The organism is Streptomyces sp. NPDC001513 (assembly GCF_042894695.1).
Taxonomy (GTDB): domain Bacteria; phylum Actinomycetota; class Actinomycetes; order Streptomycetales; family Streptomycetaceae; genus Streptomyces.
Map to the genome: position 1 here is coordinate 302142 of NZ_JBIAVU010000012.1, position 11924 is coordinate 314065.

The 11924-nt window shown below is 71.6% G+C and carries 10 protein-coding genes; 3 read left to right on the forward strand and 7 right to left on the reverse strand.

Going from position 1 to position 11924, the window contains the following annotated elements; translation table 11 throughout:
- Nucleotides 1–220: 220 nt before the first annotated feature.
- From ACFYZ4_RS27100 to ACFYZ4_RS27115, 4 genes are all read right to left on the reverse strand, one after another.
- Nucleotides 221–2326 carry a xanthine dehydrogenase family protein molybdopterin-binding subunit gene (locus ACFYZ4_RS27100; protein ID WP_390785056.1) on the reverse strand — a complete coding sequence of 702 codons (2106 nt, stop codon included), beginning with the start codon at nucleotides 2324–2326 and terminating at the stop codon, nucleotides 221–223.
- Between the two features lie 38 nt (nucleotides 2327–2364).
- Nucleotides 2365–3372, reverse strand: coding sequence for an FAD binding domain-containing protein (locus ACFYZ4_RS27105; protein ID WP_390785057.1), 1008 nt, complete (start codon nucleotides 3370–3372; stop codon nucleotides 2365–2367).
- On the reverse strand, nucleotides 3369–3929 hold the full coding sequence (locus ACFYZ4_RS27110; RefSeq protein WP_390785058.1) for a (2Fe-2S)-binding protein: 561 nt from the start codon (nucleotides 3927–3929) through the stop codon (nucleotides 3369–3371). The genes ACFYZ4_RS27105 and ACFYZ4_RS27110 overlap by 4 nt, the downstream gene beginning before the upstream one ends.
- Nucleotides 3930–4175: 246 nt before the next feature.
- Nucleotides 4176–5027: a LysR substrate-binding domain-containing protein gene (locus ACFYZ4_RS27115; protein WP_351299793.1), complete on the reverse strand. Its 852-nt coding sequence runs from the start codon at nucleotides 5025–5027 to the stop codon at nucleotides 4176–4178.
- Between the two features lie 81 nt (nucleotides 5028–5108).
- Between ACFYZ4_RS27115 and ACFYZ4_RS27120 the strand changes: the two genes are divergently transcribed.
- Nucleotides 5109–5603, forward strand: a complete 495-nt coding sequence (locus ACFYZ4_RS27120) for a cupin domain-containing protein (protein WP_351299790.1) — start codon at nucleotides 5109–5111, stop codon at nucleotides 5601–5603.
- A 46-nt stretch (nucleotides 5604–5649) separates the two neighbouring features.
- On the forward strand, nucleotides 5650–6009 hold the full coding sequence (locus ACFYZ4_RS27125; protein WP_384351486.1) for a DoxX family protein: 360 nt from the start codon (nucleotides 5650–5652) through the stop codon (nucleotides 6007–6009).
- A 254-nt stretch (nucleotides 6010–6263) separates the two neighbouring features.
- Here ACFYZ4_RS27125 and ACFYZ4_RS27130 read toward each other — a convergent pair whose 3' ends face one another.
- Together ACFYZ4_RS27130 and ACFYZ4_RS27135 are read right to left on the reverse strand one after the other, a co-directional pair.
- The gene (locus ACFYZ4_RS27130; RefSeq protein WP_390785059.1) at nucleotides 6264–7052 is read right to left on the reverse strand and encodes a hypothetical protein; all 789 of its coding nucleotides are present in this window, start codon (nucleotides 7050–7052) and stop codon (nucleotides 6264–6266) included.
- A 567-nt stretch (nucleotides 7053–7619) separates the two neighbouring features.
- On the reverse strand, nucleotides 7620–8573 hold the full coding sequence (locus tag ACFYZ4_RS27135) for an AraC family transcriptional regulator (RefSeq protein ID WP_351304431.1): 954 nt from the start codon (nucleotides 8571–8573) through the stop codon (nucleotides 7620–7622).
- A gap of 89 nt (nucleotides 8574–8662) precedes the next feature.
- On the opposite strand from ACFYZ4_RS27135, the gene ACFYZ4_RS27140 reads away from it, so the two are divergent.
- The gene (locus tag ACFYZ4_RS27140; protein ID WP_390785060.1) at nucleotides 8663–9595 is read left to right on the forward strand and encodes an NADP-dependent oxidoreductase; all 933 of its coding nucleotides are present in this window, start codon (nucleotides 8663–8665) and stop codon (nucleotides 9593–9595) included.
- Between the two features lie 484 nt (nucleotides 9596–10079).
- Here the strand turns inward: ACFYZ4_RS27140 and ACFYZ4_RS27145 are convergent, their stop codons facing one another.
- Nucleotides 10080–11252, reverse strand: coding sequence for a hypothetical protein (locus ACFYZ4_RS27145; RefSeq protein WP_390785061.1), 1173 nt, complete (start codon nucleotides 11250–11252; stop codon nucleotides 10080–10082).
- Nucleotides 11253–11924: the final 672 nt, after the last annotated feature.

Sequence of the window (11924 nt, forward strand, 5' to 3'; positions counted from 1 at the left end):
CCATGGATCTCCCTCGGCTGTCGCGTCAGGCGCCGTCATGGCGCGGAACGATCACGGTGGTGCTGGGACACCGTCCCCGGAATTGCAGATTCCGAAACCGACGGTTACTCGGCTTGCAGCTGTGGTGCCGTCCGTGCGAGTCCGGTTCCGGCGGACGTTGCCCCGCGCCTTGCCGTCCGGAAGCATGGCGGCCGATCCGGCGGAGGGCGCCCGGTCCTCCTCAGTCGAGGGCTGCCAGGACGCGGTCCGGGGTGAGGGGGAGTTCTCGGATCCGGCGGCCGGTCGCGTGGTGGAAGGCGTTGCCGATGGCCGCCGCCGTGCCGACGATGCCGATCTCGCCGATGCCCTTGCTGCCCATCGGGTTGAGGTGCTTGTCGCGCTCGTCCAGCCAGTGCACCTCGATGTCGGGCACGTCGGCGTGGGCGGGGACGTGGTAAGAGGCGAGGTCGTTCCCGGTGAAGTCCCCGAAAGCCGGGTCCATGGTGCTGTGTTCGGTGAGGGCCATGCCCAGCCCCATGACCATGCCGCCGACGAACTGGGAGCGGGCGGTGAGCGGGTTCAGGATGCGGCCCGCGGCGAAGACGCCCAGGAGCCTGCGGACCCGGACCTCGCCCGTGACGGTGTCGGCCTGCACCTCCGCGAAGTGGGCGCCGAACGCGTGCCTGGCGTACGGGGACTTCTGCGTGGCGGAGGCCGTCGTATCGGCGGGGACGGACACCCCGGCCTCCGGGATCGGGCCGGAGCGGCGGGCGAGCAGCGCGACCAGGCTCGTGCAGGCGTCGTGGACCGCCCAGCCCCAGGAGGCCGTACCGGCCGAGCCGCCGGCCACCGAGCCCTGCGGCAGCGCGGAGTGCCCGATTTCCACCGTCACCCGGTCGAGGGCGACCCGCAGCGCGTCGGCGGCGATCTGCGCGAGGACGGTGCGGGCGCCGGTGCCGAGGTCGGTGGCGTTGGTCTGCACGAGGTACGTACCGTCGGGGAGGGCGTGTGCCCGCGCCGAGGAGGGCGCGACGTACACCGGGTAGGTGGCGGCGGCGACCCCGGTGCCGATCAGCAGTGGCCCGTCCCGGCGCGGCGTGCGGTGCGCGGCCCAGTCGAACCGGGCGGCCCCTTCGCGCAGGCATTCCACGAGATGGCGGCTGCTGAACGGGTGGCCGCTGTCGGGTTCCGCGTCGGGCTCGTTGCGGACGCGCAGCTCGACGGGGTCGATGCCGAGGGCGCAGGCCAGCTCGTCCATGGCCGACTCCAGGGCGTACATGCCGGGGCACTCGCCGGGTGCCCGCATCCAGGAGGGCGTGGGCACGTCGAGGGGCACGACGCGGTGCGTGGTGAGGAGGGCGGGCGCGGCGTACATGACGCGGGCCGGTACGGCGGCCTGCTCGACGAACTCCCGGACGCGGGAGGTGTGGGTGGTGACCTCGTGGGCGAGGGCGGTGAGAGTGCCGTCCGTACGGGCGCCCAGGCGCACGCGGTGGAGCGTGGGCGCGCGGTGGCCGACGACGGCCGCGAGGTGGCGCCGGGGCAGGGCGATGGTGACGGGGCGGCCGGTGTGCCGTGCGGCCATGACGGCGAGGACGACGTGCGGGCGGGGTGTGCCCTTGCAGCCGAAGGCGCCCCCGACGTGCTCGGAGACCACCGTGACGTGGTCCGCGGGCAGCTCGAAGAGGGCGGCCAGTGTGGAGCGTACGAATCCGGATCCCTGGCTGGAGTCGTACACGGTGAGGGTGCCGGCGTCGGCGTCCCAGTGGGCGGTGGCGGCGTGCGGTTCCATGGGGTGGTTGTGCAGCGGCGGTACCGCATACGCGCAGTCGACGCGCACCGGCGCGGCGGCGAACGCGGCGGCCGCGTCGCCCTTCTCGCGGTGGGCCGGATAGCCGCCGTTGACCTGTTCGGGGGTGTAGGCGGCCGGGTGGCCGGTGTGCAGCACGGAGTCGTGGGGCTCGGCGTCGTAGTGGACGCGGACGGCCGCGGCCGCGGCCCGGGCGGCCTCCGGGGTCTCGGCGACGGCCAAGGCCACGTACCAGCCGCGGTGGGGCACTTCGGGGTCCTGGAGCACGCGGAGGGTGGGGTCGTCGCCGGGGCCGAGCCGGGGCGCGTCGTAGGGCGTGAGGACGGCGAGGACGCCGGGCAGCGCGAGCGCGCCGGCGGTTTCGACGGCGGTGACGCGCCCGCGGGCCGCGGTGGCGGGCACCGGCCATGCGTACGCCCGGTCAGGCAGCGCGTACTCGGCCGCGTAGCGGGCCTTTCCCGTGACCTTCTCCCGGCCCTCCAGGCGGGTGACGGGGCTGCCGAGGGAGGGCGCCGGGGCGGCGGGGCTGGAGTCCATGGCGGGTCCTCGCGATCGGGGGCGGGCGGAGGGACGTTTCAGGAGCGGGAGCCGCGGGAGAGGGCACTCTCGGAGAGGGAGTTGAGCACCTCGCAGGCGAGGTTGCGGGCGAGGGGGACCTTGAAGGCGTTGTCGCGCAGCGGCTCCGCCGAGTCGAGCTCGGCCTCGACGGCCTCCCGTACGGCGCTCTCGGTGGGGGCGGCGCCCAGCAGCCGTTCCTCGGCGGTGGTGGCGCGCCAGGGGCGGTGGGCGAGCCCGCCGAAAGCGAGCGCGACATGGCGGACGCGTCCCCCGGAGATGTCGAGCACGGCGGCGACGGAGGCGAGCGCGAAGGCGTACGAGGCGCGGTCGCGGGCCTTGCGGTAGCGCGACGGGAGGCCGGCGCGGTCCGGCGGGAGCGTGACCGCCGTGACGATCTCGCCGTGCTCGATGACGGTGTCCCGTTCGGGGTGGTCGCCCGGCAGCCGGTGGAAAGCGGTCGCGGGCACCGTACGGGCGCCGTCGGGGCCCTGGAGTTCGATCGCCGCGTCGAGCGCGACGAGTGCCACGGCCATGTCGGACGGGTGGGTGGCGATGCACCGGGGGGAGTGGCCGAGGACGGCGTGGTCCCGGTGGACTCCGTCGCGGGCGCCGCAGCCGGTGCCGGGCTCCCGCTTGTTGCAGGGCTTGGCCACGTCCTGGAAGTAGGGGCAGCGGGTGCGCTGGAGCAGGTTGCCGCCGGTGGTGGCGACATTGCGCAGCTGGGCTGAGGCGCCGGCCAGGAGCGCCTGGGACAGGACGGGGTAGCGGGTGCGGACGAGGGGATGGAGCGCGAGGTCGCTGCCCCGCACCCCGGAACCGATCCGCAGGCCGCCGTCCGCGGTCTCCTCGACGGAGTCGAAGGGCAGGCCGGAGAGGTCGACGAGGGTGTCGGGGGCTTCGACCCCGAGCTTCATGAGGTCCACGAGGTTGGTGCCGCCGCCGAGGTAGCGGGAGCCGGGCCGCGCGCCGTGGGCGGCGATGGCCTCGGGGAGGCCGGTGGCGCGCACGTACGCGAACGGCTTCACGCGCCCACCCGCCCGTCACCGGGAGCCTGGGACGACGTGGCCGCGGCCTGCGAGACCGCGGCCACGTCCCGTACGGCGTCCACGATGCGGGGGTACGCGCCACAGCGGCACAGGTTGCCGCTCATGGCCTCGGCGATCCCGGAGCGACTGAGGTCCGCGGCCCCGGGGTCGGCGGCCGCCTCGGCGAGCAGGCCGGCGGCGGAGCAGAGCTGGCCGGGCGTGCAGTAGCCGCACTGGAAGGCGTCCCGTTCCATGAAGGCCTCCTGCAACGGGTGCAGGCCGCCTGGCGTATCACCGCTCAGTCCCTCCACGCTGGTGACCCGGGTGCCGTCGTGGGCGACGGCGAGCAGCAGGCAGCTGTTGGCGCGCCGGCCACCGACCAGGACGGTGCAGGCGCCGCACTGGCCATGGTCACAGCCCTTCTTGGCGCCGGTCAGGCCAAGGTGCTCCCGCAGCAGGTCCAGGAGGGTGACCCGGTGGTCCACGTCGAGCTCGTAGCGCCGGCCGTTCACATGCAGCCCGACGCGGGAGCGGGTCTCCTGCACTGGATGCGCCACTGTTGCCCCTTTACCCAGGAATATGGACATAGCTCCCCTCGGGATAACCGGCCGGGGCGGATCTCACACCTCCCGTGTGGGACAAGTGGGTGCCTGGCTGTGGCCCGGGGTGGCGGACCGATCCGGCAGTCCGCCGACAGGGCAGCGACCGGAGGTGCTCCGGGATTGCCACCGCTTCGGGAGACAGCTCAGAGGGCCGCTGTGTTCGAATGGTTCACGAGCAGCGGCAGCACCGGTGGCCGGCGCTTAGTGACGGTAGGCGGCTGCCGCGATCTCGATGAAGGATCGGATCAACGGGTTGGTGTCACCTTCGTTGCAGACCGCCACCACTCGGCTCGGCGCCATGTCGATCAGCGGCACCACGGCCAACTCCGCGGGCAGGTCGTGTCCGAGGGGGGCCAGGCCGACCGTGCCGTTCCACAGCACGGCGTGCAGGCATTCCTGGACGGCGCGCACCACTGGACCCTCGCGCGGCGTGCCGCCGTTCCAGTACGACTGCCAGAGCGGGTCGGTGCCCTGCGGGAACTGGAACCAGCGGCGGTCGCTCAGCTCGGCCAGCCGCAACCTGTCGCAGCGGGCCAGCGGATCGTCGGCGCGCAGGACCACGCCGACCGGATCGGTTCGCAGCGTACGCACGGTCAGGGCGGTCTCGTCGAACGGCGCCCGGGTCAGGGCGACGTCGACCAGTCCGGTGCGCAGCCCGCACGTCGGGTCGGTCAGATCGGTGTCGCGGATGCGGATGTCGATGCCGGGGTGGGTTCGGCGGTAGGCGGCGGCCAGCCTGGACACTCCCGGGTCGGTGCCGTCGCCCAGGATGCCGACGGTGATGGTCGCGGCGCCGGCCGCCGCGCTCACGCGCACCCGTACGCGGTCGGCATGGCCGAGCAGGGCCCGCGCCTCGTCGAGCAGCACCGTGCCCACCGGAGTGAGCGTGACGCCGGTCGGGGAGCGGGCGAAGAGCAGGGCCCCGATCTCGGCTTCCAACTGCTTGACCGCCCGGCTCAGCGGCGGCTGGCTCATGTGCAGTCGGGTGGCGGCCCGGCCGAAGTGGAGTTCCTCGGCGACCGCGACGAAGTAGCGCAGGGTACGTAGCTCCACGCTGCAACGATACCCACCGCGTATCGGCGCCGTGGAACAGGTCTTGGACACTGGAGCAGCTCGGGCGGTGCACTGGTGGGCATGACCGAAGAAGCACGGAACAGCGAGCCGCGGACCGGACCCGTCCTGTCGGTGGTGGGTCCCGGCGAGGGCGAGACGATCGTTCTGGGCACCACGCGCATGCGCGTCCTGGAGGACGGCAGCCACACCGGGCACCGCCTCGCGATCACCGAGTCCGTCCTCGCCCCGCACACCCAGGGCCCGCCTCAGCACCGCCACGGCCTGCACGACGAGGGCTTCTACGTCCTCTCCGGCACCGTCCGGTTCACCGTCGGGGACGAGGACCGCGACGCCACCACGGGCACGCTCGTGATGGTTCCGCCCGGCATCCCGCACACCTTCGCCAACCTGAGCGACGAGCCCGCCGTCCTGCTCAGCACCTTCACCCCCGACGTGTACGTGCAGTACTTCCGGGACCTCCAGGAGGTGCTCGCCGGCGGCCGGCCGTTGACGCCCCAGGCGAATGCCGACGCGATGAGCCGCTACGCGACCGAGCCCGCCACCGACCTCGACTGAAGCAGTCGACGGATCTCCGTGAACCCATGACTCATGAACGGGAACCATGTACATCGCCTACTGGATCGTCGCGGGACTCCTCGCCCTCTTCTACGTCTACGCGGGCACGCTGAAGGTGATCCGCAGCCGCGATCAGCTCCGGCCGATGATGTCCTGGGTCGACCGCGTGCCCTTGCCCGCCCTCAGGGCGCTGGGGACGGTCGAAATACTCGGCGCGACAGGCCTGATCCTGCCGCCGCTGACGGGCATCGCGCTCCCGCTGGCGCCGGCCGCGGCCGGCGGCCTCGTACTCCTCCAGGCAGGTGCGATCGCCGTGCACCTGACCGGCGAAGACCGCCGGATCGCACTCAACGTCGCACTCACCGGCACGGCGGCTGTGACCATCTGGCTGGCCACCAGGCTGTGATGGAGCACAGCCCTCGACTGGTGGACGCGACTGCAGGAACAGCCGCCCCACGGCTGCTGTCATTTCCGCAACTCGTGAACACGTTGATCGGCCGGAAGTTTCACGCCTACGGGGGGCGTCGGGCGCCACGAGGCTGAGGCACCGGCTCGGCTTCGGCCCGCAGGTTCCCGCGCGGCGGTCACCCTGGTGGAGGTGAGGGACGGCGTCGTCCGCAGCCTCACGGCTGCGGACGACTATGCCCTGCCGGTCAGGGCTCAGCGGGCGCGGCGCGACTTGACTCCGGAGGCCTCGAAGTCGTAGATGGTCCCGTTGATCCGCAGGCCGTCGACGGCGCCGATCCACATGCTGTCGCGGCCCTTGCCCACCGCGGCGGTGTAGATGGTCGGCTGTGCGCCACCGTCGTTGAGCGCGGTCTTCAGCTGCGGGAAGGGGCACGGGGTCGCGAGGTTGCAGCCGGTCGCGGTGCCGGCGCTGCCCGTGAGGAACCAGGTACCGGTCGTGGTGGCGTCCAGGTAGCCGCTCCAGGCGTTCGTCACCGGAGAGGCCGGCGGCAGCCACACCATCGACGAGTAGGCGGTGGCCGCCGCGGTGAGGTTCGGATTGATCTCGAACGTGACGTTCGGCATGTTCGTCGGGCCGCCGTAGGCGATGTTCTCGCCGGTCTGGAAGACGTGGAAACCGACCTGGTTCAGACCCTGGGTGCCAAGGACCGGCTTGCCGTAGAAGTCGACCTCGTTGCCGAAGCTGACCTTCTCGCTGGGCGAAGTGAGGGAAGTGGAGCGGTCCGCAACTGCGATTCCGAGGCTGCCTCGGCCGTAGGGCGGCTTCGCGGCGGTCCCCGTCACACCGAACGATCCGTACGGGCCGTCCCTCAGAGCGGCGACGGGTGAGCCGATGGTGTTGCGGGTGATGACGCCCCAGTGGTGCGAGCTTCCCAGATCTCTGCTGGTCAGGGCGGAGGCGGGGACGGTCCCGGCGGCGATCGCGATCAGCGCCGCCACCCCCAACATGACTTTCCGTTTCGTGCCGAAGAGAGCTTTCACGCTCACTCCTTTCGTGGTCGGTACATGGAGGGCAGGACGGGCGCCTGAGCCATGCCTGCTTTTTCGCACGCCACGGTAGGGACCCTCAGCGGCGGCACCGGCCACAACGCGCATATGCTCGCGGCAATTAGCCCCCATGGCGGAGCAGATGATCGGACACAACCGACCCGCCCGAGCCCACGCTGACTTCCTCGAGCGGCCCGCCCGCCGTTGCCGGCACCGGGGGAGAGGAGCCCGCCGTGGTCGACCACACGGACGGCGAACGCCGGCAGGTCATCCTGCACGACGTCAACCAGGACAACGAGAACACCAGCGGTTCCGTCGACCTGCTCAGGGAGCAGGTCCTGAGCGCCCTTGGCGGCTCCCCCCCGAACCTCGGCTCGGCGGCATTGGGTCCGGCGGGAGCGCGCCCTGACACAAGTCCGCACGACGAGAAGGCAGAAGCTCCGGGCGAAGGCATAGTGAGGACGGTCGCTTCCACACAGTGCCACGCCGACGGTCGTAGCCATCACGCAAGAGCGGTCAGGACCCCTGATCGTGTGCTCGGCCGCGTACGCCTGAACGCGCTCAGGTTTGTCTCTGCGGATCAGCTGTTCGCCGGTACGCGCCGGGTGCGGTCCCGTACGTGCGTTTGAACGCGTTGGCGAAGGCGAACTCGGACGTGTAGCCCACCTGGACGGCGATGGACCTCAACGGTGCGTCCGATGTGCGCAGCAGGCGCGCCGCCGTGGTCATCCGCCACCAGGTCAGGTAGCCGAGGGGCGGTTGGCCGATCAGCATGGCGAAGCGTCTGGCGAACGGTGCCCGGGAGAGCCCGGCTTCCGCAGCGAGTTTCGCCACCGTCCAGGGTGTTGCCGGGTCGCGGTGGATGGCGTGGAGGGCGGCTGTGACCGGTGGGTCGTTCAGCGCGGCGGCCCAGCCGGTGGTCTCTCCTCGGGCGGGCTGTTCGTCGAACCAGACGCGCAGGATGTACAGCAGCAGTGTGTCCAGGAGGGCGGGCACGATGGCGTCCGTGCCCAGGCGAGGGTTCTCCAGCTCGGCGGCCAGGAGTTGCACGGCTGAGCGCAGTTCAGGCCGGCCGCCCGACTGGGCCGGCAAGTGGATCAGATCCGGGAGGGTCAGCAGGAGCGGGTGAGTGCGGGACGGGTCGAGCTCGTAGGCCCCGCAGAGCACCACGGTGACCGGACCGCCGTCTCCGCTCCGGTCGACACTGTCCGAGGCGTAGGCGTCGTACAGCTCGTGGTCGGCCGGGCCGCATGCAGGGGCTGTCGCGAGGGATTCGGGGCTGTCGGCCAAGGTGTGCCCGCTGCCATGCGGGAGGAACACCACGTCGCCCGTACCCAGTTGGACGGGTTCCGCGTTAGGGGGCAGCAGCCAGCAGGAACCCTGCACGATCACCTGGAAGCCCGCCGACCCGGGGACGGACGCGAATTCCTGTCCCCACGGGGCATGCCACCGCACATGTGCCGACCGGGGCCGGCCGGTCCGGGTCACCGCGACCACGTCGCTGAGTACATCCATGCGCCGAGCGTACGGGAGCGAGACGTACGCGCATGAACTGGGCAGTCTGACGCATGGATCGTCTCCGAGTGCGGTCGTAGATTCGCGGCATGACGATGATGAAGACCGCGCGCATCCACGAGTACGGCGATACCTCCGTGATCCGCTACGACACCGTCCCCCGTCCACGGCCCGCCTTCGGCGAAGTGCTGGTCCATGTCGCCGCGACCTCGTTCAATCCCACCGAGGCCGCTCTGAGAGCCGGGATGCTGCAGCCGTTCTTCCCCGTGGACCTGCCCTACACGCTCGGCTGGGACGTCTCCGGCACCGTGACCGAGATCGGCGCAGGGACCGAGGGCTTCGCCGTCGGCGACCGGGTCATCGGGCGGCTCGACGGCGGGGGTGCGGCCGCCGAGTACGTCCGTGTGCCTGCTGCCTTGCTGGTCGCGGCGCCGGTGTCCGTCCCCCTCGCGCACGCCGCGGCCCTTCCCGTGGCCGGCCTGACGGCCTGGCAGGCGGTGTTCGAGTACGGGAAGGTAGCCGCTGGTCAGCGGGTGCTGGTCAACGGTGCGGGTGGCGGCGTAGGAGGCTTCGTGACGCAGCTTGCCAAGTACGCGGGGGCGGAGGTGATCGCAACGGCCAGTCCGCGGAGCACCGAGGCGGTCCTGCGGCAGGGGGCGGACCGAGTGATCGACTACACCGCCGGGCCGGTGAGCGCCGCGCTCGACGGTCCGGCGGACACCCTGCTCAACCTGGTCCCGCTGAGCCCGTCGGACGCCGCAGCTTTGGCACCTCTGGTGCGGCGCGGCGGGAGGATCATCTCGATCGCAACCCCGATCGAGCCGGCGGCCGACGCCGGTGTGAGCGCGATGCACATGGTCGCCCGCAACGATGTCGCACATCTTGCGGCGCTCGTGGAACTCGTCGACGCGGCCGCGCTCAGCATCGACATCAGCGGGTCACGGCCACTGGCCGACCTCGCAGACGTCCACCACCTCGGCGAAACCGGACAGACCCGAGGCAAGGTCATCGTCATCCCTTGAGCCCGGGCGGCCGGACTGACCCCTCCACCCCAGGGAGCTCCTGTTGGCCGACCAGCTGCGCGGCCATCTCGGCGACGACGTCCTGGCCGCAGGTGGCCCGCCAGCTCGTCGGGTTGCAGCGGGCCGGTGTCGATCTGGGGGTGTTCCTGTCGCAGATGGGCCGGATGACCGCCGGAGTCCATCAGGCCGTCCGTCACCGTGAACACGGCGCGCATCAAGGCGGAGGGCACCGACCGGTGGGCTGACCTCCTGCGCACGACGATGCCCGAGGGCCTGGTCCGCGACGCGATCCTCGCCTCCCCGGCCGCCGCCAAGGCCCCCGCCCGCACCCGCCCCGCCCGCACCCGCCTCGACCGTCCCGGTGGCGACTGCCGTTGCCGCGTCCGCTCCGCTTCCACACCCGCAGCCGGCGCCGCGGTACCGGACAGGGATGGTCGACCGCTCACCGGAACGGCCAGGAGCCCTGCCCGTCCCTGCGCATCGCCTACCGGGCGTCGACGAGGGCGACGGCCTCCGCGAAGTCGGCGTACGCGGGCTCGAAGGTGCGGGCAGCGGCGAGGAACATCGAGCGGTCCGTCAAGGCCCGGGCGAGGCGCGCAGGGTCGTCGGGCAGGCGGCGGGCCAGCGCCACGCCCTCGTCGAAGTACGGTTTGAACCGCTCACCGAACCGGTAGGGGTGGTTGCCCTCGCGGAGGGCCACGCGGATGCTGATTCTGCGCTGGACATCCACCAGTTCAGACAGTCGGCCGTCCTCGCGCAGTCTCGCCGCCTTCGCTTCGAGCTCTGGCAGGGTGCCGAGGAAGGCATCCCGCGTGTCGCTCGACCATCTGAGGTCGGTCCCGAACGGCGGCATCGGGGACTCGGCGCTCGCAGCCGGTTCGTCGACCCGCCCCGACAGGGCGAACAGGGTGACCCACCACGTGAGGATGCAGCTCCAGTTCTTCGGCTCGCCCGCCGTCGCCAGTTCCTCCAGGACGGCCAGTGCCTCCTGCCGGGTAGCCGCGGCGTCCGCCCCCTGCCCGGCGGCCTCGCGCATCCGGGAGAGGTGCACCAGCTCCCAGGTGAGGATGGCCAGCGCCGTGCACTGCCCGGCGGCCTCACGCCGGGTCTGGTCAACAAGCTCGCCGAAGACGGCCGATGCCGCATTGTGCAGTCCGGCGCCCTCCAGGTTCGCCGCCCACTCGACCATGTTCCAGAAGGAGTGCTCCGGTATGCCGTTCCGGGCCGCCTTCTCGTTGAGCTCCGCGGCCTCCTGGAACCGCCCGTCCTCGGCCAGGACGTTCGCCAGCCGCCCGCTCTGTCCGGCCTCGGCCATTTCCTCGCAGGCCACGTACCCCTCGGATCGGCGTCCGAGAGCGAACAGAGCCGACTGGTAGACATCCAGGGCCCTGCACAGCCGTTCTGCCCGGGTCGGAGCCCCGGACTCGATCCTCCGCGCGGCTTCGACCGCTTCGGCAGCCAGCGCCAAGTGCACTTCCGGGTCCCGGCCGCGGTAGCTCATCGAGAGGAGCGCGTCGACCAGCTTCGGCAAATACGCCTTCGGGCTCACCTCCGCCAGAACCCGGTACGCGTGGACTTCTTCGAGCAGGCCCAGCCGGCCGGAACCCAGCAGCAGCACCCGTGCCCGCAGCACCGCGTCGTGATCAATCTTCCTCATGCTCCCCCTGTTCTCCGGGTGATTCACGAAGGAGATTCTGCGAGTCGGGGAGCGTACCGGACAAGGCTCGCGAACTGTGCGTTCCGTCCTACGTAAAACGGCTCTGACCTGTCATGATGGACATGTCCTCGTCCTATTCCACCGGATACGTGGCCGCCAGCGACGGGACCTGCAACCTGTGACGCGCATCGAGCGGTGACGAACTCCTCGAGCGGCGGCGGTTCGCGCCCACCCCACCCCACCCCACCGCTGCTGCGGTGCCCGGTGAGCCGGCCGAGGCTGCGGTGCCCGCCCACAGGCAAGCCGCCGCGCCCACGAACGGCGCGTGTCTCGGGCGGTGACGGGGCGTACGGCCTTGGTAGATGGACGCGGTGAGGGGGCGTCAGCCGCACGGGGAAGTCGGCTCCGGCCTGCGCGGTCCGGTGTACGCGCGGCACCCGAATGGGTCGACCGCCGTGTCCATGTACCCGGTGGAGGGGTTGGAGGGGACAAGCGCCCGGCGTGGGCCTGTCTGCCCGGCCCACGGCCGACGCTCGCTTTCGTTCATCGTTTGACGCACATCGTTCGACGCACATCCTGAAGGAGTCCTCAGTGAAGAAGACCACGGCCGTCATCACCGCTACCGGCGCCATCCTCCTCGGCGCGGCGGGCATGGCTTCCGCCGATGCCGGT

Coding starts and splice junctions, on each gene's coding strand:
- ACFYZ4_RS27125 (WP_384351486.1), top strand. CDS start 5,650: ATGTACATCGCCTACTGGATCGTCGCGGGACTCCTCGCCCTCTTCTAC.
- ACFYZ4_RS27100 (WP_390785056.1), bottom strand. CDS start 2,326: ATGGACTCCAGCCCCGCCGCCCCGGCGCCCTCCCTCGGCAGCCCCGTC.
- ACFYZ4_RS27135 (WP_351304431.1), bottom strand. CDS start 8,573: ATGGATGTACTCAGCGACGTGGTCGCGGTGACCCGGACCGGCCGGCCC.
- ACFYZ4_RS27145 (WP_390785061.1), bottom strand. CDS start 11,252: ATGAGGAAGATTGATCACGACGCGGTGCTGCGGGCACGGGTGCTGCTG.
- ACFYZ4_RS27120 (WP_351299790.1), top strand. CDS start 5,109: ATGACCGAAGAAGCACGGAACAGCGAGCCGCGGACCGGACCCGTCCTG.
- ACFYZ4_RS27140 (WP_390785060.1), top strand. CDS start 8,663: ATGACGATGATGAAGACCGCGCGCATCCACGAGTACGGCGATACCTCC.